At 62.6% G+C, this 26,467-nt stretch carries 22 protein-coding genes; 17 read left to right on the forward strand and 5 right to left on the reverse strand.

All coding sequences use genetic code 11. The features are described 5' to 3' along the window. Positions 1-4 precede the first annotated feature (4 nt). A complete protein-coding gene (locus tag J7E36_RS20570; protein ID WP_215007057.1) occupies positions 5-1,933 on the forward strand; it encodes a transglycosylase SLT domain-containing protein in 1,929 nt (642 codons plus the stop codon). A 227-nt stretch (positions 1,934-2,160) separates the two neighbouring features. On the opposite strand, the gene J7E36_RS20575 is transcribed toward J7E36_RS20570, so the two are convergent. Next, positions 2,161-3,933, reverse strand: coding sequence for an ABC transporter transmembrane domain-containing protein (locus J7E36_RS20575; protein ID WP_215007060.1), 1,773 nt, complete (start codon positions 3,931-3,933; stop codon positions 2,161-2,163). 257 nt (positions 3,934-4,190) lie between these two features. Between J7E36_RS20575 and J7E36_RS20580 the strand changes: the two genes are divergently transcribed. Continuing rightward, entirely contained in the window at positions 4,191-4,370 is a 180-nt protein-coding gene (locus J7E36_RS20580; protein WP_215007062.1) for a PA1571 family protein, read from the forward strand. Positions 4,371-4,475: 105 nt separating this feature from the next. On the opposite strand, the gene pdxB is transcribed toward J7E36_RS20580, so the two are convergent. Further along, positions 4,476-5,618, reverse strand: a complete 1,143-nt coding sequence (gene pdxB, locus J7E36_RS20585; protein WP_215007066.1) for a 4-phosphoerythronate dehydrogenase PdxB — start codon at positions 5,616-5,618, stop codon at positions 4,476-4,478. A 186-nt stretch (positions 5,619-5,804) separates the two neighbouring features. On the opposite strand from pdxB, the gene J7E36_RS20590 reads away from it, so the two are divergent. Further along, the gene (locus tag J7E36_RS20590; RefSeq protein ID WP_331275385.1) at positions 5,805-7,208 is read left to right on the forward strand and encodes an MATE family efflux transporter; all 1,404 of its coding nucleotides are present in this window, start codon (positions 5,805-5,807) and stop codon (positions 7,206-7,208) included. On the opposite strand, the gene tusA is transcribed toward J7E36_RS20590, so the two are convergent. Both tusA and rlmM read right to left on the reverse strand, forming a co-directional pair. Beyond that, entirely contained in the window at positions 7,205-7,456 is a 252-nt protein-coding gene (gene tusA / locus J7E36_RS20595; protein WP_215007069.1) for a sulfurtransferase TusA, read from the reverse strand. The two genes, J7E36_RS20590 and tusA, sit on opposite strands and share 4 nt — an antisense overlap. 102 nt (positions 7,457-7,558) lie before the next feature. Beyond that, positions 7,559-8,632, reverse strand: a complete 1,074-nt coding sequence (gene rlmM / locus J7E36_RS20600) for a 23S rRNA (cytidine(2498)-2'-O)-methyltransferase RlmM (RefSeq protein ID WP_215007072.1) — start codon at positions 8,630-8,632, stop codon at positions 7,559-7,561. Between the two features lie 172 nt (positions 8,633-8,804). On the opposite strand from rlmM, the gene acnA reads away from it, so the two are divergent. The 3 genes from acnA (at position 8,805) to J7E36_RS20615 (ending at position 14,312) form a co-directional block, all read left to right on the forward strand. Next, positions 8,805-11,546, forward strand: coding sequence for an aconitate hydratase AcnA (acnA, locus tag J7E36_RS20605; protein WP_215007075.1), 2,742 nt, complete (start codon positions 8,805-8,807; stop codon positions 11,544-11,546). Positions 11,547-11,878: 332 nt separating this feature from the next. Then, positions 11,879-12,667, forward strand: a complete 789-nt coding sequence (locus J7E36_RS20610; RefSeq protein WP_215007078.1) for a CPBP family intramembrane glutamic endopeptidase — start codon at positions 11,879-11,881, stop codon at positions 12,665-12,667. A gap of 79 nt (positions 12,668-12,746) precedes the next feature. Next, positions 12,747-14,312 carry a methyl-accepting chemotaxis protein gene (locus J7E36_RS20615; RefSeq protein ID WP_215007082.1) on the forward strand — a complete coding sequence of 522 codons (1,566 nt, stop codon included), beginning with the start codon at positions 12,747-12,749 and terminating at the stop codon, positions 14,310-14,312. Positions 14,313-14,461: 149 nt separating this feature from the next. Here J7E36_RS20615 and J7E36_RS20620 read toward each other — a convergent pair whose 3' ends face one another. After that, entirely contained in the window at positions 14,462-15,157 is a 696-nt protein-coding gene (locus J7E36_RS20620) for an alpha/beta family hydrolase (RefSeq protein WP_231286529.1), read from the reverse strand. A gap of 84 nt (positions 15,158-15,241) precedes the next feature. On the opposite strand from J7E36_RS20620, the gene ccoN (J7E36_RS20625) reads away from it, so the two are divergent. The 11 genes from ccoN (J7E36_RS20625) to J7E36_RS20675 all read left to right on the forward strand — a co-directional run. Beyond that, positions 15,242-16,666, forward strand: coding sequence for a cytochrome-c oxidase, cbb3-type subunit I (ccoN, locus tag J7E36_RS20625; protein WP_047703835.1), 1,425 nt, complete (start codon positions 15,242-15,244; stop codon positions 16,664-16,666). 10 nt (positions 16,667-16,676) lie between these two features. After that, positions 16,677-17,285: a cytochrome-c oxidase, cbb3-type subunit II gene (ccoO, locus tag J7E36_RS20630; protein ID WP_215007084.1), complete on the forward strand. Its 609-nt coding sequence runs from the start codon at positions 16,677-16,679 to the stop codon at positions 17,283-17,285. A gap of 5 nt (positions 17,286-17,290) precedes the next feature. Continuing rightward, on the forward strand, positions 17,291-17,494 hold the full coding sequence (locus tag J7E36_RS20635; protein WP_215007086.1) for a cbb3-type cytochrome oxidase subunit 3: 204 nt from the start codon (positions 17,291-17,293) through the stop codon (positions 17,492-17,494). Continuing rightward, positions 17,491-18,447 (forward strand): cytochrome-c oxidase, cbb3-type subunit III, encoded by a 957-nt coding sequence (gene ccoP / locus J7E36_RS20640; RefSeq protein ID WP_215007088.1) that lies wholly within the window; start codon positions 17,491-17,493, stop codon positions 18,445-18,447. The genes J7E36_RS20635 and ccoP (J7E36_RS20640) overlap by 4 nt, the downstream gene beginning before the upstream one ends. Before the next feature lie 490 nt (positions 18,448-18,937). Next, the gene (ccoN, locus tag J7E36_RS20645; RefSeq protein ID WP_215007090.1) at positions 18,938-20,380 is read left to right on the forward strand and encodes a cytochrome-c oxidase, cbb3-type subunit I; all 1,443 of its coding nucleotides are present in this window, start codon (positions 18,938-18,940) and stop codon (positions 20,378-20,380) included. Beyond that, entirely contained in the window at positions 20,380-20,988 is a 609-nt protein-coding gene (gene ccoO / locus J7E36_RS20650) for a cytochrome-c oxidase, cbb3-type subunit II (RefSeq protein ID WP_215007092.1), read from the forward strand. Before ccoN (J7E36_RS20645) ends, ccoO (J7E36_RS20650) begins: the two co-directional genes overlap by 1 nt. A 6-nt stretch (positions 20,989-20,994) precedes the next feature. Next, entirely contained in the window at positions 20,995-21,180 is a 186-nt protein-coding gene (locus J7E36_RS20655; protein ID WP_003183474.1) for a CcoQ/FixQ family Cbb3-type cytochrome c oxidase assembly chaperone, read from the forward strand. Further along, positions 21,177-22,160, forward strand: coding sequence for a cytochrome-c oxidase, cbb3-type subunit III (gene ccoP, locus J7E36_RS20660; RefSeq protein ID WP_215007096.1), 984 nt, complete (start codon positions 21,177-21,179; stop codon positions 22,158-22,160). Before J7E36_RS20655 ends, ccoP (J7E36_RS20660) begins: the two co-directional genes overlap by 4 nt. Before the next feature lie 148 nt (positions 22,161-22,308). Then, a complete protein-coding gene (locus tag J7E36_RS20665) occupies positions 22,309-22,563 on the forward strand; it encodes a type II toxin-antitoxin system Phd/YefM family antitoxin (protein ID WP_215007099.1) in 255 nt (84 codons plus the stop codon). Further along, complete coding sequence (locus J7E36_RS20670; protein ID WP_215007102.1) at positions 22,563-22,973, forward strand: type II toxin-antitoxin system VapC family toxin; 411 nt, start codon at positions 22,563-22,565, stop codon at positions 22,971-22,973. Before J7E36_RS20665 ends, J7E36_RS20670 begins: the two co-directional genes overlap by 1 nt. A 193-nt stretch (positions 22,974-23,166) precedes the next feature. Beyond that, positions 23,167-26,467 (forward strand): DUF6531 domain-containing protein (locus tag J7E36_RS20675; RefSeq protein WP_215007105.1); only part of this gene is annotated, 3,301 nt, incomplete at its 3' end.

A 26,467-nucleotide genomic window follows, 5' to 3' on the forward strand; every position in this document is an offset into this window, starting at 1 on the left:
TCTCATGCGCAGTCGCCTTTTCAGTGTTTTATCGTGTCTTTTTGTGTGTGCCACTGCCGTTCAATCCGCCCAGGCCGTGGATATTTCCACCCAGCGCCAATATTACGATGAGGCCAAGCGCGCCCTGGCCAAGGGTGATTCCGGTCCCTATTTCCGCTACAGCCAGGCCTTGAGCGACTATCCGCTGGAACCGTACCTGGCCTATGACGAACTGACCGCTCGCCTGAAGAGCGCCAGCAACGCCGAAATCGAAAAATTCCTCGCCGAGCACGGCGACCTGCCCCAGGCCAACTGGATGAAATTGCGTTGGCTGCGCTGGCTGTCCGAGCGCGGCGATTGGGATACCTTCGTCAAGTACTACGACCCCAAACTCAATTTCACCGAACTGGACTGCCTCAATGCGCAGTACCAGCTCACCCACGGATTGAAGGCCGAAGGCTACGCCAACACCGAAAAGCTCTGGCTCACCGGCAAGTCCCAGCCAGACGCCTGCGACGCCTTGTTCGGCCTGTGGGCAGCCCAGGGCCAGTTGACCGAACAGAAGCGCTGGGAGCGCGCCAAACTCGCCGCCCAGGCGCGCAATTACCCCTTGGCCAACAGCCTGGTCAACGGTCTGACCACCCTTGCCCCTCGGGGCAAGCTGCTGGTGGAGGTGGCGCAGAAACCCGAGCTGCTCAATCAACCATCACGCTTTACGCCGGCCGATGAGTCGATGTCGGATATCGTCAGCCTCGGCCTGCGTCGCCTGGCCCGCCAGGACCCGGATAAAGCCATGGCCTTGCTGGACGGCTACGCCAGCACCATGCGTTTTTCCCGAGATGAAAAAGTCGCGATCGCTCGGGAAATCGGCCTGACCCTGGCCAAGCGCTTCGACAGTCGCGCCTTGGACCTGATGACCCAATATGATCCGGAACTGCGGGACGACACTGTTTCGGAGTGGCGCCTGCGCCTGCTGCTGCGTCTGGCCCGCTGGGACGACGCCTACCAACTGACGCGCCGTCTGCCCGAGTCACTGGCGAGCACCAACCGCTGGCGGTACTGGCAGGCCCGCACCCTTGAACTGGCGCAACCGCAGAACCCCGAGGCACTGACGCTTTACAAGCACCTGGCCCGTGAACGGGATTTCTACGGCTTCCTGGCCGCCGACCGCTCCCAGTCACCGTACTCCCTCATCAACAAGCCACTGGTCATGAGCCAGGCGCTGATCAACAAAGTGCGCAACACGCCCGGCGTGCGCCGGGCACTGGAGTTTCACGCCCGGGGTGACATCGTCGACGGGCGCCGCGAGTGGTATCACGTCAGCCGTCATTTCAACCGGGACGAAATGGTTGCCCAGGCGAAACTGGCCTACGACCTGAAGTGGTATTTCCCGGCCATCCGCACCATCAGCCAGGCCAAGTACTGGGACGACCTGGACATCCGCTTCCCAATGGCCCACCGCGACACGTTGGTGCGCGAAGCCAAGGTCCGTGGGCTGCATTCGAGCTGGGTATTCGCGATCACCCGCCAGGAAAGCGCCTTCATGGACGACGCCCGCTCCGGCGTCGGCGCCGCCGGCCTGATGCAACTGATGCCCGGCACCGCCAAGGAAACCGCGCGCAAGTTCAGCATTCCCCTGGCTTCGCCACAGCAAGTGCTGGACCCGGACAAGAACATCCAGCTGGGCGCGGCCTACCTGAGCCAGGTCCACAGCCAGTTCAACGGCAACCGCGTGCTGGCGTCGGCGGCCTACAACGCCGGCCCCGGCCGCGTCCGCCAATGGCTGCGCGGTGCCGATCACCTCAGCTTCGATGTCTGGGTCGAAAGCATTCCCTTTGACGAAACCCGCCAGTACGTGCAGAACGTATTGTCGTACTCGGTCATCTACGGCCAGAAACTCAACTCGCCACAACCGCTGGTGGACTGGCATGAGCGGTATTTTGATGATCAGTGAGTGGCGCAGCGGCGAGCGCTGAGCTACAAGCGGCAAGCTGTGCCTGAATGCAAAAAAATGCCCTTATCGAAAGATGCGGGCATTTTTTGGTCGGTTACCTGACCTTGTGGGAGCGGGCTTGCTCGCGATGGCGTCGGCACATCCAACATCACTGCAAACTGACCCACCGCAATCGCGAGCAGGCTCGCTCCCACATTGGAATTCAGCGAATAATGTGTAGAGGGCTTTTAGCCGACTGCCGGCTCATGCCCCGCATTGAACTGCAACGCCGCCAACCGCGCATACAGCGCGTTGCTCGCCACCAGTTCCTGATGGGTGCCCACGGCAACGACTTTGCCCTGGTCCATCACCGCGATCCGGTCGGCGTTCTTTACCGTGGCCAGGCGGTGGGCGATGACCAGGGTGGTACGGTTTTTCATCAGGCTGGGCAAGGCTTGCTGGATCAGGTGTTCGCTTTGCGCGTCGAGGGCGCTGGTGGCTTCGTCCAGTAACAGGATCGGTGCATCCACCAGCAGCGCCCGGGCAATCGCCAGGCGCTGGCGTTGGCCGCCAGACAACCCGAGGCCACCGTCGCCCAGATGGGTTTGATAGCCATCGGGCATCTTTTCAATGAAGTCGTGGGCGTGGGCGATCTGCGCAGCTTCGCGTACTTGCTCGGAAGTCGCCTGTGGGTTGCCGTAGCGGATGTTCTCTTCAACCGTGCCGAAGAACAGCGCCGGGTTTTGCGAAACCAGGGCGAAATGGCGACGCAGGTCCAGCGGATCGAGCTGGATCAGCGGTATCTCGTCGATGAGAATCCTCCCTTGCGCCGGGTCGTAGAAACGCAGCAGCAGGTCATACACCGTCGACTTGCCTGCCCCGGACGGCCCGACAAGGGCCAGGGTCTCACCGGCCTGGACAGTCAGGTCGAGGCCATCGACCGCGTAGCTGTCCGGTCGGGACGGATAGGAAAAGCGCACACCCTCGAGGCGCAGATCACCCCGAACCCGTTCCGGCAAGGTCATCAGGCCGGCACTTGGCGGCTGGATGAGGTTCTCTGACCGCAGCAACTCGGCAATGCGCTCCGCCGCGCCGGCGGCCCGTTGCAGCTCGCCGATCACTTCGCTCAGGGTGCCAAAGGCACTGCCGACGATCAGGCTATAGAAGACGAACGCCGCCAGCTCACCGCCGGAAATCCGCCCGGCGATCACGTCCATGCCGCCAACCCAGAGCATCACGCCCACCGCCCCCAGGACCAGCACAATCACCAGGGTGATCAGCCAGGATCGCTGGGCGATGCGCTTGCGCGCGGTGTCGAAGGCCTGCTCTACCGTCACGGCAAAGCGCTGCTCATCCTGGACCTGATGATTGTAGGCCTGCACGGTCTTGATCTGACCGAGGGTTTCGGAGACATAACTGCCCACATCGGCAACGCGGTCCTGGCTCTCGCGCGACAGGCTGCGCACCCGGCGGCCGAAAATCAGGATCGGCGCCAACACCAGCGGCAGGGCAATCACTACGATGCTGGTCAGTTTAGGGTTGGTGATGAACAGCAGCACGATGCCGCCGACCACCATCAAGGCATTACGCAAAAACAACGACAGCGACGAACCGATCACCGACTGCAACAAGGTGGTATCGGCGGTCAGGCGCGACTGGATTTCCGAACTGCGGTTGTTTTCGTAGAAACCCGGGTGCAGATACACCAGGTGGTTGAAGACTTGCCGGCGGATATCGGCCACTACCCGCTCGCCGATCCACGACACCAGATAGAACCGCGCAAACGTACCGATCGCCAACCCCAGCACCAGCAACATGAACAGGCCGATGGATTGGTTGAGCAGATGCGCAGAGCGAGTCATGAAGCCTTGGTCCACCAGCAACCGGATGCCTTGCCCCATGGACAGCGTGATGCCCGCCGTGACGATCAACGCGAGCAAAGCCCCGGCGACCTGCTTGCGGTAAGGGGCGATGAAGCTGCTGGCCAGGCGTATGGCGCGGCGATGTCGGGAAGAAAGCATCAGAAACGTCCGATAATGAAGCAGGAAAAGTCTGGCAAGCAGCACCGAAGCGCAACGGAACCAAGCGGAATCAGAATGAGTCAGGTTAAATATGACCGCAACGACTAGGGGCTAGATGTTATCGGTCTAAAGCCTGGCTGGAAACGCAACTGTGTTTCTGGTTGAGTAAAGGCGCCGCCATGAACCTACAAGGAGTGTCATGGCGCGGTCACCTGGCGGCACTAAAGTAGGCACACAACCTGATGAGGAGACAGGCCATGTCCTTGCAACACAGCAGCGACGACAAGATCCAAGTAATCCGCACGCACCCGGACCAGTCCCTGGGCTGCTCGTTCATCGATGCCCAAGGGCGCGAAGTACCGATCACCGAAGACATGATCCAGAAAGCCTGCAGCGAACTGGAGAAACGACTGGTCAAGCCTGCCGAACAACAGTGATACGGCCCGTCTTCACTGAACCCGACCCTGGTGTCGGGTTTTTTATGTCATGGAAAATAAAGCATTGCCACGCCCCCTTCGACCCACCTGGAACCTGCGGCGCGCCTACAGGACAGTGGCGCCCAGCGCAGTGACAAGCTGTTGCAGGACCGGCGATTGCCCTTCGATACGCACCTTCAAACCGTCGATCTCCCGGCGTGGCGGGTAATGCTTGCGCAAGGCGTCGAACGCACTGCGCTGTTCGCTCACCGTCCCCACCAGGCTGCGGCGAAAATCCGCGTCATCGCGTCGGGGGTCGTACACGCCACGGCACAGCGCCGCCAAAGCCCAGGCCGGATCGGTGGCGGCGTCCAGAGTGATACCGCCCAGCCAGGGCCGAGGCAGCAGGTCGCCCAGGCTCACCGTAACCGGCCGTTGCAGAAATTCGCACAGGGCCTGGTAGATCTGCGCCGTGCCGCGCTGCCGGCCATCGAGGCTGTAACCGGCAATGTGCGGGGTGGCGATCACGCACAGGTCGGCCAGGTCCATGTCCACGGTCGGTTCTTGCTCCCAGACGTCCAGCACTGCCTGCAAGTCTTCGCGCTCCAACAACACCTCGCGCAGCGCCGCGTTGTCGATGACCGGGCCGCGGGCCGCATTGATCAGCCAGGTTCCGGGCTTGAGCTGGTTCAAACGCACTTCGTCGAACAGGTGCCAGGTCGGATGCTCGCCATCGCGGGTCAACGGTGTGTGCAGGCTGATGACATCGCACTGCTCAATGATCTGCTCCAGGCTCACGTACTCGCCGCCCTCGGCGGCCTGACGCGGCGGATCGCAAACCTTCACGGTCCAGCCCAACCCCTTGAGCACCTCGATCAACCGCCCGCCCACCTGGCCCGCGCCGACCACGCCGAAGGTCCGCTGCGAGAGGTCGGCGCCTTCGATTTCAGCCAGGGTCATGAGACTGCCCAGCACATAGTCCACCACACCGCGGGCGTTGCAGCCCGGCGCACTGGCCCAGCAGATACTGGCTTCGGCGAAATAATCCAGGTCGAGGTGGTCAGTGCCGATGGTGCAGGTGCCGACAAAGCGCACCTTGCTGCCCTCCAGCAACGCCCGATTGACTTGGCTGACCGAGCGCACCAGCAACACGTCGGCCTGCTCGACCATCGCCCGGTCAATGCCCCGCCCCGGCACCCGGCGGATCTCGCCGAAACCCTGAAAGAACGCATCGAGCAGGGGAATGTTTTCGTCGGCAACGATCAGCATGGCAGAGCTCCTTTGGCGGGTTGGGCAGTGTAGGCGTTCCGGTGTGTCCGTGCATTACCGGGAGTGAACCTGTGGGTTGCTCCCTCAAGGATCGTTTACAAATCCCCAACACAGGTTTTTTCCTGACCGTTGCGTCAAGGCGTAGAATCCGCCGCCTTGCGCTTAATTTTTTCGGACGCTTTGCCTGTGAAACCTGTGATCGACACACCCATCGCCCTCACCCGCCCGGCCCGGGTTCGCCTGGAACTCAAGACGCTGCTGGCCCTCGCCTTGCCGATCATGGTGGCGCAACTGGCGACCACCGCCATGGGCTTCGTCGATGCGGTAATGGCCGGCCGTGTCGGACCGCGGGACCTGGCGGCGGTGGCACTGGGCAACTCGATCTGGGTGCCGGTGTTCCTGTTGATGACCGGTACGCTGCTGGCTACCACGCCGAAAGTTGCGCAGCGCTTTGGCGCCGGTACGTTCGATGAGATCGGCCCGCTGGTGCGCCAGGCATTGTGGCTGGCATTGGTGGTGGGGCTGATCGCCACGCTGGCGCTGTTCAGCGCCGAGCCGATCCTGCACATCATGAAGGTCGATCCCGAACTGATCGGCCCTTGCATGGAATACCTGCGGGGCATCGGCACCGGCCTTCCGGCAGTGGCGCTGTATCACGTGCTGCGCTGCTTCAGCGACGGCATGGGACGCACGCGACCGGCGATGGTGCTGGGGTTGTGCGGGTTGGCCTTGAACATTCCGCTCAATTACATTTTCATCTACGGGCACCTGGGCGTGCCTGCCATGGGCGGCGTCGGTTGCGGCTGGGCCACGGCCATTGTGATGTGGGTCATGGCCCTGGGCATGGCAGGCTGGGCCCGGTGGGCGCCGGCTTATCAGTCGAGCCACTTGTTCAGCCGCTTCGACTGGCCACAATGGGCGGTCATCAAGCGGCTGCTGGGCATCGGCCTGCCGATCGGCATCGCCGTGTTTGCCGAGTCGAGTATTTTCGCGGTGATTGCGCTGTTGATCGGCAGCCTCGGTGCCACGGTGGTGGCCGGGCACCAGATCGCCCTGAACTTCAGCTCCCTGGTGTTCATGATCCCCTATTCCCTGGGCATGGCCGTGACCGTGCGGGTCGGCCAGGCGCTAGGACGCGCCCAGCCTCGTGAAGCGCGCTTCGCCGCCGGCGTCGGCATGGGCACTGCGCTGGCCTATGCGTGCTTGTCGGCGAGCCTGATGTTTGCCCTGCGTGGCCCCATCGCCGCGATCTACACCGCCGACCCGGTGGTGATCGAGGTCGCGTCGATGCTCATTGTCTACGCGGCGCTGTTTCAGTTTTCCGACGCGATCCAGGTGACGGCGGCAGGCGCATTGCGCGGCTATCAGGACACGCGGGTGACGATGATCCTGACGCTGTTCGCCTACTGGGGCATCGGCCTGCCGGTGGGCTACGCCCTGGGCCTGACCGACTGGCTCGGCGCGGCCAGCGGTCCGAGCGGGTTGTGGCAGGGCTTGATCGTCGGCTTGAGTTGCGCGGCGCTGATGCTGTCGATCCGCCTGGCCCGCAGTGCGCGCCAGCAGATCCGCATCAGCCGTTCGATGGGTTAAGCGAGTTTCTTGCGGATCCAGTAGCGGTAGGTGCCGTCCACCTCCTCCTGCCCCACCAGCTCGTGGTCGAGAAACACGCAGAACTTGGGAATGTCGCGGCGCGTCGAGGGGTCGGTGGCGATCACCTTCAGCAGGCCGCCGGGCACCAGGTCGCGGATGTGCTGGTGCAGCATCATCACCGGTTCCGGGCAATTGAGGCCCGTGGCGTCCAGCGTACCGTCGACCGGCGTGTCGTTCATTTCACTCATGTTCTACTCCTGGAACTGGCCGGCATTGTCGCGCAATGTCGGGGCGCGGTCACCCCTGGCTTAACGTAGCACCCTGGGGGAGAATTCATTGTCTTCAGAGCGCTAGCGAGACTTGGGCTTCCTGGTGTCCAGCCGCCGCAAATGACAGGTCACCTCTTCGCGGTCGTGATACAGCTGCTTGCAGCCGATCTCGACCTTGATGCCCCGGGCCTTGAAACCGTCGGCAATACGCTCAAGCAGGCGTTTGACTTCGGCATAGCGCTGTTTCATCGGCAACTTGAGGTTGACCACCGCTTCGCGGCAATGACCCTCGCCGATCCACTCCTCCAGCATCGCCGCGTTACGCGCCGGTTTCTCCACGATATCGCAGACCATCCAGTCCACCGGCTGCTTGGGCTTGAAGGTAAAGCCGTCCGCCATCAGATGCTGGACCAGTCCGGTGTCCATCAGGCTTTCGGCCATCGGACCATTGTCGATGGCCGTTACCAGCATGCCACGGTTGACCAGTTGCCAGGTCCAGCCGCCCGGCGCCGCGCCCAGGTCCACCCCGGTCATGTCGCTGTGCAGGCGCTCGTCCCACTCGTTGCGCGGGATGAAATGGTGCCAGGCTTCTTCGAGCTTGAGGGTGGAGCGGCTTGGCGCTTGACGGGGGAACTTCAGGCGCGGAATGCCCATCGGCCACATCGCCGAGTTATCGACGGATGCCAAGCCCAGAAACACTTCACGACCGCTTTTGAAGGTCAGCAACAGGCGCGGCTTGTGCGCATCGTCCACCAGTTTGCCGGCAACGGTCAGCGCCTTGCGCAGCGGGCCTTCGAACTTCTTGCAGAAATTCGACAGTTCCTTGCCATCGTTGGTGTCCACCACCTCCAGCCACAGGCTGCCGCACACCGGGAACTGCGCCATATGCGCCAGAATCACGCTGATACGGTCGGTTTCCGGCAAGTCAATGAAGGTGCCGCGCGCCCATTGGCGCGGAAAAATCAGCTCGGCGAAACGCTGGCCGCGCATCAACCGCTCGGCGCCATCCTCTTCAGTGCAGACAAATTCGGCGCAAGCACTGGCCGGTTTGGCCTTGGCGTAACCGGCCACGTTGAGTCGGGCCGCGTGTTCGGCGATCTCGGAACAGACCTCGCCTTCGAAGCCGGGCCGGCAATGCATGAAAAGCGTGTTCATTGAAACTCCGTAGCAAAGCCTGTCACGAAAACCGCCGCATGATAGCGGACTTCGGAACCCCGAACCTGCCCACGGAGTCCAGTGATTAGTCATCCGCTCAAAACAGGGCTAGGTTAAAGGCTCTGTTCGTCCCGTCAGTCCGTCGCCGCGCGGACGCAAAGGAGTGATTTCAATGCCGTCCCTCGATAGCCTGAAAACCCTTAAAACATTGCAAGTCGACGCCAGGACCTACCACTATTTCAGCCTTCCGGACGCCGCCCGCAGCCTGGGCGACCTGGACAAGCTGCCGATGTCCCTGAAAGTGCTGCTGGAAAACCTGCTGCGCTGGGAAGATGAAAAAACGGTCACCGGCGCCGACCTCAAGGCCTTGGCCGGCTGGCTCAAGGAGCGTCGTTCCGACCGCGAGATCCAGTACCGCCCGGCACGGGTATTGATGCAGGACTTCACCGGCGTCCCCGCCGTGGTTGACCTGGCCGCCATGCGCGCCGCCGTGGAAAAGGCCGGTGGCGATCCGCAGCGGATCAACCCGCTATCGCCGGTGGACCTGGTGATCGACCACTCGGTAATGGTCGACAAATTCGCCAGCAGCACGGCGTTCGAACAGAACGTCGACATCGAAATGCAGCGCAATGGCGAACGCTACGCTTTCCTGCGCTGGGGCCAAAGCGCCTTCGACAACTTCAGCGTGGTGCCCCCGGGCACCGGCATCTGCCATCAGGTCAACCTTGAATACCTGGGGCGCACCGTGTGGACCCGGGAAGAGGACGGTCGCACTTACGCGTTCCCCGATACCCTGGTGGGCACCGACTCCCATACCACCATGATCAACGGCCTCGGCGTGCTGGGCTGGGGCGTCGGCGGGATCGAGGCCGAAGCTGCGATGCTGGGCCAGCCGGTGTCGATGCTGATCCCCGAAGTCGTCGGTTTCAAACTCACCGGCAAGTTGCGCGAAGGCATCACCGCCACCGACCTGGTGCTGACGGTCACGCAGATGCTGCGCAAGAAAGGTGTCGTGGGCAAATTCGTCGAGTTCTATGGCGACGGCCTCGCCACCCTGCCCCTGGCCGACCGCGCCACCATCGCCAACATGGCCCCGGAATATGGCGCCACCTGCGGCTTCTTTCCGGTGGACGAGGTGACCCTGGACTACCTGCGCCTGTCCGGGCGCCCCGCTGAAACCGTAAAACTGGTGGAAGCCTACTGCAAGGCCCAGGGCCTCTGGCGCCTGCCCGGCCAGGAGCCGGTGTTCACCGACACCCTGGAACTGGACATGGGCAGCGTCGAAGCCAGCCTCGCCGGGCCGAAACGCCCCCAGGACCGGGTCTCGTTGCCAAACGTCGGCCAGGCCTTCAGCGATTTCCTGGGCCTGCAGATCAAACCCACCAGCAAGGAAGAAGGCCGCCTGGAGAGCGAAGGCGGCGGCGGTGTCGCGGTGGGCAACGCCGATCAGGTCGGTGAAACCGAGTATGAATTCGAAGGCCAGACCCATCGCCTGAAAAACGGCGCCGTGGTGATCGCCGCCATCACCTCCTGCACCAATACCTCCAACCCCAGTGTGATGATGGCCGCCGGGTTGCTGGCGAAAAAAGCCGTGGAAAAAGGCCTGACTCGCAAGCCTTGGGTCAAGAGTTCCCTGGCGCCCGGCTCCAAGGTGGTCACCGATTATTACAACGCGGCCGGCCTGACCAAGTACCTGGATCAACTCGGCTTTGCCTTGGTGGGCTATGGCTGCACCACCTGTATCGGCAACTCCGGACCGTTGCCGGAGCCGATCGAAAAAGCCATCCAGAAAGCCGACCTGACCGTGGCCTCGGTTCTGTCGGGCAACCGCAACTTCGAAGGCCGGGTGCATCCGCTGGTGAAAACCAACTGGCTGGCCTCGCCGCCGCTGGTGGTCGCCTATGCCTTGGCCGGCACCGTGCGCATCGATATCAGCAGCGAGCCGCTGGGGAACGACCGGGACGGTAACCCGGTGTACCTGCGGGACATCTGGCCCAGCAGCACGGAGGTGGCTGAAGCCGTGGCCCAGGTGAACACCAGCATGTTCCACAAGGAATACGCCGCCGTGTTTGCCGGTGACGAGCAATGGCAGGCCATCGAAGTGCCGCAAGCGGCGACCTACGTCTGGCAGGCCGACTCAACCTACATTCAGCATCCGCCGTTCTTCGATGGCATTGGCGGGCCGCCGCCGGCGATCAGGAACGTCGAGGGCGCCCGGGTCCTGGCCCTGCTGGGGGACTCGGTGACCACCGACCACATCTCCCCCGCCGGCAACATCAAGACCGACAGCCCCGCCGGCCGCTACTTGCGCGAGCAGGGTGTGGAGCCGCGAGACTTCAACTCCTATGGCTCAAGGCGCGGTAACCACCAGGTGATGATGCGCGGCACCTTCGCCAACATCCGCATCCGCAACGAAATGCTCGACGGCGAAGAAGGCGGCAATACGATCTACATCCCCAGCGGCGAAAGAATGCCCATCTACGACGCCGCCATGCTGTATCAGGCCATGGGCACGCCGCTGGTGGTGATTGCCGGCCAGGAATATGGCACCGGTTCGAGCCGGGACTGGGCCGCCAAAGGCACCAACCTGCTGGGGGTCAAGGCGGTCATCGCCGAAAGCTTCGAGCGTATCCACCGCTCCAACCTGGTTGGCATGGGCGTATTGCCCTTGCAATTCAAGCTCGATCAGAATCGCAAGAGCCTGAACCTCACGGGCAGGGAAACCCTGGACATTCTCGGGCTGAATGACGTCCAACTGACCCCGCGCATGAACCTGCCACTGGTCATCACCCGCGAAGACGGCCGCCAGGAGCGGATCGAGGTGCTGTGCCGGATCGATACGCTGAATGAAGTGGAGTACTTCAAGGCCGGCGGGATCTTGCACTATGTCCTGCGCCAACTGATTGCAGGTTAAAGCGCAATCTCTGTGGGAGCGAGCTTGCTCGCGAAAGCCGTGTGTCAGTCAATGCTTCAACAACCGACTGATCGCCTTCGCGAGCAAGCCCGCTTCCACAGGTCTGTCGCTTGGCGGAGCTGAACTGATCACCTGATCAATCGCCGTTCTTCGATCGATCCGTCTATAATCCCTCCCCCACTGGCGCTCAAGGATCTGAGTCAGCCAACGATCTACCCACTCCTAAGCATGAACCTGCAGGGATACAAATTGTGCTCTTTGCGCGGCATGGCGGCGTCGTAGACGCGGCGGCCATTTTTCGCCCAAAGGCTCACAGTCTAAAAGGATGTTATATGCCCGCACTGCCCTGGCCGTACCTGGCCCTCCTCTCGATTGGCTATGCACTGGCCCTGGCCTATGGACACCTGGCGTGGACCGCAGCGATCACGGTCGCATTACTGCTGTTTGCCGGCTACGCCGTTCGCCAGCAATCGATGCCGGTTGGCCGGTTTCTTGGACACAGTCTGTTCCTGGTGATGGCCCTGGCCCTGGCGCTGCACTGGATGCCGGGCTTTTTCAACGGGCGGGCCATTGCACCGCAACGCCTGACCGACGATGCCGCGCGGTTTGCGATGTACCTGAACCAGGACAAGCCCCTGATCGGCTTCTGGCTGCTGTTGGCGTGCCCGTGGATCGTCGGCCGGCGCTCGTTTCGCTTGTCTGTCTACGCCACGGCGCTGGGCCTGGGTTTGAGCGCAGTACTGGCGTTGGGCGGGGCGATGTTGCTGGGCATGATCCACTGGGCACCGAAGTGGCCGGACCAGGCGTGGATCTGGGTGGCCAACAACCTTCTATTGGTGACGCTGGTGGAGGAAGCGCTGTTTCGTGGCTACATTCAGGGAGGCCTGAGCCGGCGCTTCCAGCACCTGGGCTATGGCGACAACCTGGCGCTGCTCCTGGCCTCGCTGTTATTTGGCCTGGTGCATGCGGGCGCAGGCTGGGACTGGGTGCTGCTGTCGGGCCTGGCGGGGATCGGTTATGGCCTTGCGTACCGTTTCGGCGGCCTGGGCGCGGCGGTCGCCACGCACTTTGGCCTCAACCTGCTTCACTTCGCCCTCTTTACCTATCCGATGCTGGCGTGATGAGCAACCGGCAAAAAATAACTTCAACTAAAACCTGACTGCGCCGACAACCTCTCAAAGCCTTGCGGATCTATACACCATGCGTAACAACCAACCCGTCACACAACGCGAAAGGACCTTCCCGGCCCAACAGCGATTGATTTCCACCACCGATGCCAAGGGTGTAATCACCTATTGCAACGATGCATTCGTCGAAATCAGCGGTTTTTCCAAGGAAGAACTGATCCGTGCGCCGCATAACCTGGTGCGTCATCCCGATGTTCCTTCAGCTGTGTTCGCCCATATGTGGAACACCCTGAAACAAGGCTTGCCATGGATGGGCATCGTCAAGAATCGCTGCAAGAGCGGTGACCATTACTGGGTCAACGCCTATGTCACGCCGGTATTCGAAGGCAACCAGGTGGTCGGCTACGAGTCGGTGCGGGTCAAGGCGTCCGCCGAGCAGATCGCTCGGGCCGAAGCGCTGTATAAACGAATCAACCAAGGCAAACCCGCAGTACCGCATAGCGATAAGTGGCTGCCGATGCTGCAGGACTGGCTGCCGTTTATCCTGGTCAGTCAATTGAGCTTCGTCGTGGGTGCCTTCCTCAACTCCCACTGGGGCTTCGCCCTGGCGGCGGTGCTGTCGGTGCCGTTGGGACTGATGGGCCTGCAATGGCAGCAACGTGGGACCAAACGCCTGCTGCGCCTGGCCGAGCAAACCACCTCCGACCCGCTGATCGCCCAGATGTACACCGACAGCCGTGGCGACCAAGCGCGCCTGGAAATGTCGATTCTCAGCCAGGAAGCTCGTTTGAAAACCTGCCTGACCCGGTTGCAGGACACCGCCGAGCACCTCACTGAACAGGCGCGCCAGTCCAACACCCTGGCCCACAACAGCTCCAGCGGCCTGGAACGCCAGCGTGTGGAAACCGAACAGGTCGCCACCGCGGTCAACCAGATGGCCGCGACCACCCAGGAAGTCGCCAGCCATGTGCAACGCACCGCCGACGCGACCCAGGAAGCCAATCGCCTGACCCGTCGCGGTCGCGACATTGCCGGGGAAACCCGCGAGGCCATCGAGCGTCTGTCGGTGGTGGTCGGCGAGACCGGTCAGACCGTGACCCAGTTGGCCAAGGACAGCGATGAAATCGGTGGCGTGGTCGACGTGATCAAGGGCATCGCCGACCAGACCAACCTGCTGGCCCTCAACGCCGCCATCGAAGCGGCCCGCGCCGGTGAGATGGGTCGCGGCTTTGCCGTGGTGGCCGACGAAGTGCGGCAACTGGCACAGCGCACCAGCGAGTCCACGGGGCAGATCCACGCTCTGATTGCCAAGCTCCAGCAGACCGCCGGCAATGCCGTGCAAACCATGGACGCCGGCCATCGCCAGGCCGAAGAAGGCGTGGCGCGGGTCATGGAGGCGGATCAGGCGCTGGTGGGGATCAGCGAAGCGGTGGCCAACATCACCGACATGACCACCCAGATCGCCGCCGCCACCGAGAAGCAGAGTTCGGTGGCCGAGGAGATCAGCCGTAACATCAGCAACATCTCCGAACTGGCCGACCAGACCTCGGGCCAGGCCCACAGCTCGGCGCTGCTGAGTGAAGAACTGACCCGCACGGCCAATACCCAGTATTCGTTGGTGGAGCGGTTCAACCGCTGACTTCAGTGGAGTAGCTAAAAGCCCGGACGGTAAAAGCTTCCGGGTTTTTTGTTGCCTGGCATACCGCTATCGCGAGCAGGCTCGCTCCCACAATGGAACGCCTTCCCCCTGTGGGAGCGAGCCTGCTCGCGATAAGGCCAGACCAGACACTATCCATGCTGCAGGAGAAACCCCGCCACCTTCTTCGCCGCGGCCTCAAGATGCTGCTCATGACTGAACCCCGATGCCTTGAGCGGCTTCAGATCATGATCTCCCGCCTCCAGCCACAACACCTCGATACTCGGTGACAACGCATACCCTGCCACCGCCTCGCGATTGCCCAACGCATCGCGCTCGCCCTGGACGATCAGGGTCCGGGTCTTCAACCCCGTCAAATGCTCGACCCGCGGTTTTTCCGGCTTGCCCACTGCATAGAAGGGATAGCCCAGGCACACCAGCGCATCGCTCCCCAGCTCATCGGCCAGCAGGCTCGCCATCCGCCCGCCCATGGACTTGCCGCCGATGGCCAACCGACCCGCGACATAAGGCCGCACCACAGCGTACACCTCACGCCAGCATTCCAGCAGTTTCGGCGCCGGATTGGGTGGGCGTTTACCGCCGTCCAGGCGCCGCTGGACCATGTAGGGAAACTCGAAGCGCAACACGTTGACGCCCTGCGCAGCAAGGCATGCGGCCATTTCATCCATGAACCCGCTGTCCATCGGCGCCCCCGCGCCGTGGGCCAGGATCAGCGTCGGCGGTTCGGCGTTGCTGCCCGGTTGCGCGGCTGTCCACAACCAACCGTGCTGCGCCACGCACTGCGCCCATTGATCCCCGTCAATACTGGCCTTGTGCTGTTTGTCCATGCTTGCCTCGCTTTTAGTCTGCCTATAACTCCAGGCGAAGAACGCCGCAGGCGCTCACTTCGGCTGAACCGTGGATGGGGAACCATGAACACTTCTATCAGTACCGCCTACAACTACAAGGTGGTCCGCCAATTTGCCATTATGACGGTGGTGTGGGGCATCGTCGGCATGGGACTCGGGGTTTTTCTCGCCGCCCAATTGGTCTGGCCGCAGCTCAATTTCGATTTGCCCTGGACCAGCTTCGGCCGCCTGCGCCCGCTGCACACCAACGCGGTGATCTTCGCCTTTGGTGGCTGTGCGTTGTTCGCCAGTTCGTTCTATTCGGTGCAGCGCACCTGCCAGACCCAGCTGTTTGCGCCGAAAATCGCCGCCTTCTGCTTCTGGGGCTGGCAACTGGTCATCCTGCTAGCGGCCATCAGCCTGCCACTGGGCTACACCAGTTCCAAGGAATACGCCGAGCTGGAATGGCCGATCGACATCCTGATCACCATCGTCTGGGTGGCCTACGCCATCGTCTTCTTCGGCACCGTGGCCAAGCGCAACACCAAGCACATCTACGTCGGTAACTGGTTCTTCGGCGGGTTCATCCTCACCGTGGCGATCCTGCACATCGTCAACAACCTGGAACTGCCCGTCAGTTTCACCAAGTCCTACTCGGTGTACGCCGGGGCCACCGATGCCATGGTGCAATGGTGGTACGGGCACAACGCCGTAGGCTTTTTCCTCACCGCCGGTTTCCTCGGGATGATGTACTACTTCGTGCCGAAGCAGGCCGAGCGCCCGGTGTATTCCTATCGCTTGTCCATCGTTCACTTCTGGGCGTTGATCACCCTGTACATCTGGGCCGGTCCGCACCACTTGCACTACACCGCGCTGCCGGACTGGGCGCAATCGCTGGGCATGGTGATGTCGCTGATCCTGCTGGCACCCAGCTGGGGCGGCATGATCAACGGCATGATGACCCTGTCGGGCGCCTGGCATAAGTTGCGCAGCGACCCGATCCTGCGCTTTCTGGTGGTGTCCCTGGCGTTCTACGGCATGTCGACCTTCGAAGGTCCGATGATGGCGATCAAGACCGTCAACGCCCTCTCCCACTACACCGACTGGACCATCGGTCACGTCCACGCCGGCGCCCTGGGCTGGGTGGCGATGATTTCCATCGGCGCGCTGTACCACATGATCCCGAAAGTCTTCGGCCGGCCGCAGATGCACAGCATCGGCCTGATCAACGCGCACTTCTGGCTCGCGACCATCGGCACGGTGCTGTACATCGCCTCCATGTGGGTCAACGGCATCGCCCAGGGCCTGATGTGGCGTGCGGTGAACGAGGACGGCACGCTCACCTACTCCTTCGTCGAAACCCTGGTGGCCAGCCACCCGGGCTTCATCGTACGGCTGGTGGGCGGCGCGGTCTTCCTCAGCGGCATGCTGCTGATGGCCTACAACACCTGGCGCACCGTGCGGGCCTACCAGCCTGCCGAAGCCGCCGCTGCCGCGCAGATGGCTTGAGGAGTCCGCCATGAAACACGAAACCATTGAAAAAAACGTCGGCCTGCTGATGCTGCTGATGGTCCTGGCCGTGAGCATTGGCGGCCTGACCCAGATCGTGCCGCTGTTCTTCCAGGACGTGACCAACAAGCCGGTGGACGGCATGAAGCCCTACACCGCGCTGCAACTGGAAGGCCGCGACATCTACATCCGCGAAGGTTGCGTCGGCTGCCATTCGCAGATGATCCGTCCGTTCCGCGCCGAGACCGAGCGCTACGGCCATTATTCGGTGGCCGGCGAAAGCGTCTGGGACCACCCGTTCCTGTGGGGCTCCAAGCGTACCGGGCCGGACCTGGCCCGGGTCGGCGCCCGCTACTCCGACGACTGGCATCGCGCGCACTTGTACAACCCGCGCAACGTCGTGCCCGAGTCGAAGATGCCGGCCTACCCCTGGCTGGTGACACAGGCGGTGGACAGCAGCCACACCGAAACCAAGCTGCGTGCCATGCGCACACTGGGCGTGCCGTACACCGACGACGACATCGCCGGCAGCATGGCCTCGCTCAAGGGCAAGACCGAAATGGACGCGCTGGTGGCCTACCTGCAAGTGCTCGGCACTGCCATCAAGAGCAAGAGGTGAGCCCCATGTTTCCTGAAATGAGCACTGGAATGATCCGCGGCCTGGGCACGGTCGTGGTGTTCGTCGCCTTCGTCGGCCTGATCCTGTGGGTATTCAGCAGCAAGCGCGGCCCGGAGTTCGCCCAGGCGCGCCTGCTGCCGTTCGCCGACGAGCCTTCGGTCGACACCGCCAACCCTCAAGACCCTGCGACAAGGAGTACCCGGCCATGACCACTTTCTGGAGTACGTGGATCTGCGTACTGACCCTCGGCAGCCTGATCGGCCTGACCTGGCTGCTGGTCGGCACCCGCAAGGGCGAGACCAAGGGCAGTGTCGACCAGACCATGGGCCATAGCTTCGATGGCATCGAGGAGTACGACAACCCGCTGCCGCAATGGTGGTTCCTGTTATTCGCCGGCACCCTGGTGTTTGCCGTCGGCTACCTGGTGCTGTATCCGGGCCTGGGCAACTGGAAAGGCATCCTGCCCGGCTACGATAATGGCTGGACCGGGGTCCATGAGTGGGAAAAGGAGATGGCCAAGGCCGACGCCAGGTTCGGGCCGATCTTCGCCAAATTCGCCGCGATGCCCGTGGAAGAAGTCGCCAAGGACCCCCAGGCATTGAAAATGGGTGGCCGCCTGTTTGCCTCCAATTGCTCGGTCTGCCACGGCTCGGACGCCAAGGGCGCCTTCGGCTTCCCGAACCTGGCCGACAACAACTGGCGCTGGGGCGGCGCAGCCGACACCATCAAGGCCACCATCCTCGGCGGGCGCGTGGCAGCGATGCCGGCCTGGGGCGAAGTGCTGGGGGACGCGGGGGTGAAGAATGTCGCGGCGTATGTTCGCCACGAACTGGCCGGCCTGCCGCTGCCGGCGGACAGCGGTGCCGACCTGCAAGCCGGCCAGCAGGTCTTCAACACCACCTGCACAGCCTGCCACGGCGCAAATGGCCAGGGCACCGAAGCCATGGGCGCGCCGAACCTGACACAACCGTCCGGGTTCATCTATGGCACCAGCCTGGCCCAGTTGCAGCAGACCATTCGCCATGGCCGCCAGGGCCACATGCCGGCGCAGAGCGAACTGCTCGGCAATGACAAGGTGCAACTGCTCGCTGCTTACGTCTACAGCCTCTCGAAGGGGGAGGAGCAGTTGAGCGGCGAGCCGCAAGCTTCAAGCGTCAGGTAAAGGCCAAAGCAAGAGCTGCAAGCGACGAGTACCCACTCGCAGCTTGCAGCTCGAAACCCGTAGCTGCTTCTATTTGTCGCACCCTCCCAAGGTCTTTCTTTCGGTTCCCCCGAATCGGGTCTAAGCTTGCCTCTGCGTGCATTGGCGACTGCCGGTTTCAGGTCGACCCGACCCGATGTGTTCGACAATCGTTCGACAATAAAAGCCGCAAAGGCAAGTGAATACCGGCTTTGCGAGAATTGCCCGGCATCACTCGAACGCAGGGTTTGAACATACCCCGTTACAACCGACCCGACCCCCTCGCCTCGTTCCTTTGTCGCGACATTTTGCCAAGGGCCAATTTTGTCCCTACACGGAACATGGAAAGGCCGCAGAATCAGCTTTGGAAAGCATTGACCCAGGTCATGGCGCGTTGCAATGACCCCCCGCTTTCTCCATACTTGCGACCGATTTTTATCCTAATAAAACACCCAAACCGTGGAACCTTAGAATGAGCACAGCAATCAGTCCGACTGCTTATAACTATAAGGTAGTCCGCCAGTTCGCCATCATGACGGTGGTCTGGGGGATCCTTGGCATGGGGCTCGGTGTCTTCATCGCCTCGCAACTGGTCTGGCCGGAGTTGAACTTCGATCTGCCATGGACGACATTTGGACGCCTGCGCCCGCTGCACACCAACCTGGTGATCTTCGCCTTCGGTGGCTGTGCGTTGTTTGCCACTTCTTACTACGTCGTGCAGCGAACCTGCCAAACGCGACTGATTTCCGACGGCCTCGCCGCCTTTACCTTCTGGGGTTGGCAAGCCGTCATCGTCGGCGCGATCGTGACCTTGCCAATGGGTTTCACCACCACCAAGGAATACGCGGAACTGGAATGGCCCCTGGCTATTCTGCTGGCCATTGTCTGGGTGACCTACGGCCTGGTGTTCTTCGGCACCATCGTCAAGCGCAAGAGCAAGCACATCTATGTCGGCAACTGGTTCTACGGTGCCTTCATCGTCGTGACGGCCATGCTGCACATCGTCAACCACATGTCCCTGCCGGTCAGCCTGTTCAAGTCGTACTCGGCCTACTCGGGCGCGACCGACGCGATGATCCAGTGGTGGTACGGCCACAACGCCGTGGGCTTCTTCCTGACTACCGGTTTCCTGGGGATGATGTACTACTTCGTGCCGAAACAGGCCGAGCGTCCAATCTATTCCTATCGCCTGTCCATCGTTCACTTCTGGGCGCTGATCACCCTGTACATCTGGGCCGGTCCGCACCACCTGCACTATACCGCCCTGCCGGACTGGGCGCAGTCCCTGGGCATGGCGATGTCGATCATCCTGCTGGCGCCAAGCTGGGGCGGCATGATCAACGGCATGATGACCCTGTCGGGTGCCTGGCACAAATTGCGCACCGACCCGATCCTGCGCTTTCTGGTGGTGTCCCTGGCGTTCTACGGCATGTCGACCTTCGAAGGCCCGATGATGGCCATCAAGACCGTCAACTCCCTGAGCCACTACACCGACTGGACCATCGGCCACGTACACGCCGGTGCGCTCGGCTGGGTCGCGATGATTTCCATCGGTGCCATCTACCACATGATCCCGAAACTGTTCGGGCGTGCGCAGATGCACAGCACCCCGCTGATCAACGCGCACTTCTGGCTCGCGACCATCGGCACCGTGCTCTACATTGCCTCGATGTGGGTCAACGGCATCACCCAGGGCCTGATGTGGCGTGCAATCAACGACGACGGCACCCTGACCTACTCGTTCGTCGAAGCGCTGCAAGCCAGCCACCCGGGCTACATCGTCCGTGCCCTGGGCGGCGCGTTCTTCGCCAGCGGCATGCTGTTGATGGCCTACAACGTGTATCGCACCGTTCGTGCCTCTGACCCGGCTGAAGCTGAAGCCGCCGCCAAGATCGCCGTAGTTGGAGCTCACTGATGAAGCACGAAGCAGTAGAGAAGAATATCGGCCTGCTGGCCTTCTTCATGGTCATCGCCGTGAGCATCGGCGGCCTGACCCAGATCGTTCCGCTGTTTTTCCAGGACGTCACCAACAAGCCGGTAGAAGGCATGAAGCCGCGCACCGCCCTTGAACTGGAAGGCCGCGACGTCTACATCGCCAACGGCTGTGTCGGCTGCCACTCGCAGATGATCCGTCCGTTCCGCGCCGAGACCGAACGCTACGGCCACTATTCGGTCGCCGGTGAAAGCGTCTGGGACCACCCGTTCCTGTGGGGTTCCAAGCGCACCGGTCCGGACCTGGCCCGCGTTGGCGCCCGCTACTCCGACGACTGGCACCGTGCGCATTTGTACAACCCGCGCAACGTCGTGCCTGAATCGAAAATGCCGGCCTACCCGTTCCTCGTAGAAAACAAGCTCGACGGCAAAGACACCGCGAAAAAAATGGAAGTCCTGCGCACCCTGGGCGTGCCTTACACCGACGAAGACATCGCCGGTGCCAGGGATGCCGTCAAGGGCAAGACTGAAATGGACGCGCTGGTGGCCTATCTGCAAGGCCTGGGCACCATCATCAAAAGCAAACGGTGATTCTTAATGGATATCGGGATGATTCGCGGCCTGGGCACCGTCGTCGTAATGGTGGCTTTCATCGGCCTGGCCCTGTGGGTGTTCAGCCCCAAGCGCAAGTCGGAGTTTGACGACGCGACCTTGCTGCCGTTCGCGGATGATCCCGAAGCCATCAAGCACGTCGAGCAAGCTTCTAGGAGTAACAAAGAATGACTACGTTCTGGAGTCTGTACGTCACAGTCCTCAGCCTGGGAACGATCTTCTCCCTGACCTGGCTGCTGCTGTCGACCCGCAAGGGCCAACGCAGCGAAGCCACCGAAGAGACGGTTGGCCACTCCTTCGACGGGATCGAGGAGTACGACAACCCGCTGCCGAAATGGTGGTTCATGCTGTTCGTGGGCACCATCGTGTTTGCCCTCGGTTACCTGGTGCTCTACCCGGGCCTGGGCAACTGGAAAGGCCTGCTGCCAGGCTACAACTACCTGGACACTGAGAAGCAGACGGCTTTCGCCAACGGCCAGACCGGCTGGACCGGCGTGCACGAATGGGAAAAGGAAATGGCTCGCTCGGACGCCAAGTTCGGTCCGATCTTCGCCAAGTTCGCCTCCATGCCCATCGAAGAAGTCGCCAAGGACCCGCAAGCCCTGAAGATGGGTGGCCGCCTGTTCGCCTCCAACTGCTCGGTCTGCCACGGTTCCGACGCCAAGGGTGCCTATGGCTTCCCTAACCTGACCGACGCCGACTGGCGCTGGGGCGGTGAGCCGGAAACCATCAAGACCACCATCATGGGCGGTCGTCACGCGGTCATGCCGGGTTGGGCTGCCGTGGTCGGCGAGCAAGGTGTTGCCGACGTGGCTTCCTACCTGGTGACCGGCCTGCACGGCCGCAAACTGCCGGAAGGCGCCAAGGCCGACCCGGCCAACGGCCAGAAGCTGTTCGCAGCCAACTGCGTGGCTTGCCACGGCCCAGCCGGCAAGGGCACGCCCGCCATGGGCGCGCCTGACCTGACGCATCCGGGCGCGTTCATCTACGGTTCGAGCTTCGCGCAGCTGCAGCAGACCATCCGCTACGGTCGCCAGGGCCAGATGCCTGCCCAGGCCGATCTGCAAGGCAACGACAAGGTCCACTTGCTGGCCGCCTATGTCTACAGCCTGTCTCATGGCGAAAAGGCTCCGGCCGCTGACGCCCAGTAAGGCTTGCGACTGACACACGAAAGGCCCCGTCATTGACATTGACGGGGCCTTTTTTGTGGCCGCTCCGATACGACAAGCCCGTTTCTCTTGCCGGCCTCCAAGCACACGTAGTAACGTGCCTACATTAAGTCGAATGAGGGGCACGACCATGTCCATCACCACCATTTCCAGCCGCGAATTCAACCACGACACAAGTGGTGCCAAAAAAGCCAGCCGTGAAGGGCCGGTCATCATCACTGACCGTGGCAAGCCGGCCCATGTACTGCTAAGCATTGAGGAGTACCAGAAACTGACCGGCATCGGCGCCAGCCTGGTCGAGTTGCTGGTCATGCCCGATGCGCCGGATATCGATTTCGATACCGAGCGCGCCATCATCACTCCTAGAGCGGCAGACCTGTCCTGATGTATCTACTCGACACCAACGTCATTTCGGAATTGCGCAAACCCCAGGCCGACAAAAACGTGCAGGCCTGGGCCCGTAGCGTGCCCGCCCCCAGCCTGTATGTCTCGGCGATTACCGTATTGGAACTGGAAACCGGCGTGTTGCGCTTCGAGCGCAAGGATCCGGCGCAGGGCAGCCGCTTGCGCGCGTGGCTGGATAATCATGTCCTGCCCGCGTTTGCCGGCCGGATCCTGGCGGTGGACCGCACCGTGGCATTGCGCTGCGCTCGCCTGCACGTGCCCGATCGCAGCAACGAATGCGACGCGCTGATTGCCGCCACTGCACTGATCCACGGCCTGACGGTGGTCACCCGCAACGTTGCGAACTTTGAGGCCAGCGGGGTCACGCTGCTCAATCCGTGGGTGGCCTGACACGGCGTCGCAACGGCCCATCGATTGGCCGTGCGGGACGATTGAGCGACCGATTGCCTGGTGGACTCGAAGCTGGTCCAATGCCCCGGCACTGATACACAGGTCACGACTGACAAGGAGAATAGTGCAATGGAAGGCATCACAACGTTTGAACCTGTCACCATCAGCGGCTCCAACCGCATGAGCAGCGTGCATGTCTGACGCGCTCTGGGCTGCCCGGTTGGGCGATGCGCTGGACCACACCTCGATGATGGCCGACATCCTCGGCGGCGTCCTGGAAGTGGCAGCCAATATCGCGATCACCGCCCTGGCGACGGCTGCCGTGGTCGCGGCCACCGGTATCACCGTGGTCACTGGCGGCCTCGGCTGTTTCGTCCTCGGCCTGGTGGTTGGCACCCTTGTCGGCCTGGCCATGAGCAAGACCGGGGCCGACAAGGGCTTGAGCAATTTATGCGAGAGCATCGGCAACGCCCTTTTTCCGCCCACGGTGCAGGCCAACATCCTCACCGGTTCCACCGACACCCTGACCAACAATATTCCTGCCGCCCGCGCCGCCGGAGCCATCCAGTCCCACGACGCGCCGGCCGGCACCGAGCTGGAAGCCCCAGAGCCGCAAGCCGAGCCCAGCTACCTGGACATGGCCGAGAGCTTCTTCTCGCAGATGTGGCGCCCCACCGTCGCCACACCCGCGCCCGGCGCCGTGCCCAAGCCGCTGGACATGGTCGTCTGCATGAAGCATCCACCGATGCCGCCACAATTTTTGGCCGAAGGCTCGGACAAGGTCACCATCAACGGCCAGCCTGCCGTGCGCAGCGGCGACCGCAGCACCTGTGATGCCAAGGTCGTATCGTCCGGGTTGATTTCGTCCAATGTCACCATCGGCGGCGGTTCGGTGGTGGTGCGCGAGATCCGCAGCGGCAAGACTCCGGGCGTGGGGCTGGCCGTCACCGCGCTGCTGATGCTCAAGGGCAGCAAGGGCAAATTCTTCAGCAAGCTGCCGTGCATGCTGGTCGGCGGTGCGGTGTCCATGGCCGTCAGCAGCGCCGCGAATGCTGCCGCCAACGCCGCCCTCGGTTCATCGAATCCGGTGCACGCCGCCACCGGCGCCAAGGTACTGGGTGGCGATGAAGAACTGGATTTCGTTTTGCCTGGCCTGCTGCCGATCAATTGGCAGCGCGTCTACAACAGCCGCGACGAACGCCGCGACAGCCTGTTCGGCGCTGGCTGGAGCGTTTCCTACGAGGTCTGCGTCGAGATCCTGCCCCATCCCGAGGGCGGCGAATCCCTGGTCTACACCGACGAACAGGGCCGGCCCATCGACATGGGTTCGATCCCCCTCGGCGGCGCGGTGTTCAGCGCCGGCGAAGGGCTGGCCGTGCGCCGGCACCTCAACGGCCAGTTACTGATCGAAAGCGACGACGGCCTGTACCGTTTGTTCGAGCCGACGCCGGGCAATCGGTCGCTGCTGCGCCTGAGCCAATTGGGCGATCGCAACGACAACCGCATCCATCTCGACTATGACGAGGCCGGGCGCCTGCTGCGTCTGCGCGATACCTTCGACCTGGTTCAGGTGGAGCTGATCCGCGAACACGGACGCGTCAGCCAGATCGAACGCCTCTACCCCGACCAGCAACGCGAAGTGCTGGTCAGCTATGCCTACGACCCGGCGGGTAATCTCGCGCAAGTGCGCGATGCCAGCGGCCAGGTGCAAAGGCGCTTTTTCTACGACGCCGGCCGGCGGATGGTGGAGCATCAATTGCCCACCGGCCTGCGCTGTTTCTACGACTGGGCCCTGATCGAAAACCTGGAATGGCGTGTGGTCCGGCACTGGACTGACGAGGGCGACGCCTACCAGTTCGACTATGACCTGGCGGCCGGCATCACCCGCATCAGCGACAGCTTGCAGCGCATCAGCACCCGGCACTGGAACAGCCAGTACCAGATCACTCGGTTCAGCGACAATCTCGGCCAGACCTGGCAATTCGAGTGGAACGACGAACGCCAGCTGCTCAGCGCCATCGATCCACAGGGTGGCGCCTACACCTTCAGCTACGACGAAGCCGGCAACCTGATCAGTGAAACCGACCCGCTGGGCCGCAGCGAAACCACCCTGTGGCTGGAACACTGGGCCCTGCCGCTGACCGACACCAACGCCGCCGGCCACAGCTGGCACTACCGCTATGACCCACGCGGCAACTGCATCGCCGAGACTGACCCGCTGGGCCACGTCACCCGCTACCGCTACGACGCCCACGGCCAGGTCACCGAAATCATCGACGCCACTGGCAAAAGCAAAAAGCTGCGCTGGAGCCCGTTCGGGCAATTGGTGGAGCACATCGATTGCTCGGGTTACCCGACGCGGTTCAGCTACGACCCACGCGGCTACCTGCAGACCATCACCGACGCCCTCGGCGAACGCACCCAGTTCAGCTACGACGCCCAGGGCCGGTTGCTCAGCAGCCAATTGCCAGACGGCCGCACCGAGCACTACCAGCGCGACGCCGCCGGCCAGCTCACCGGCTACACCGACCCGGCCGGGCACACTACCCACTACCAACACAACCGTCGCGGCCAGGTCCGCCAACGCACCGACGCCCAGGGCCGGCAGGTGCAATTTGCCTATGACAGCTATGGACGGCTGCAAGCGCTGGTCAACGAGAATGGTGAAAGCTATCGGTTTGCCTGGGATGCCGGGGATCGGCTGACCGAACAACAGGACTTGGATGGCAGCGCCAAGCGCTACAGCTATGATCGGCTGGATAACATCTCGGCGGTGATCGCGATCCCGGCACCATATGGCACTGGATTGGCCGTCATCCCCGAAACCCCTCCAGCCCCCATTGTTCATCAGTTGGAACGCGACGCCGTCGGCCGACTGGTCACCAAGGTCACCGACGATGGCCGCACCGAATACGCCTACGATCCACTGGACCAGCTCACCGCCGTCACCTTCACCGACCTGCAAGGCAACGCCCAGGGCCTGAGCTTCGCCTACGACGCGACTGGCCAGTTGCTCGAAGAAAACAGCGCCGCCGGCAGCCTGCAACACCACTACGACGAACTCGGTAACCTGATCCAGACCCAATTGCCTGATGGCCGTTGGGTCAATCGGCTGTATTACGGCAGCGGCCACCTGCACCAGATCAACCTCGACGGCCAGGTCATCAGCGACTTCGAACGCGACCGCCTGCACCGTGAGGTGCTGCGCACCCAAGGGCAACTCAGTACCCGCAGCGACTACGACCGCAGCGGCCGCCTGCGCGCGCGCCAACGCCGCCACACCGGCCAACCTTCGCTGCTGCCGGCGCCGGTGCAAAAACACTTCGAATACGACCCCGCCGACAACCTCATCGGCAAACTCGACCAGCAACCTGCCGCGCAACACCGGCAACTGCGGCACTACGACAGCACCGGCCGCATCATCGCCAGCCAGGACAGCCCGCACGGCCACGGCGAAACCTTTGCCTACGACGCCGCCGCCAACCTGCTGGACG

It is taken from the genome of Pseudomonas fluorescens (assembly GCF_018614775.1).
GTDB classification, from domain to species: Bacteria; Pseudomonadota; Gammaproteobacteria; order Pseudomonadales; family Pseudomonadaceae; genus Aquipseudomonas; species Aquipseudomonas fluorescens_BY.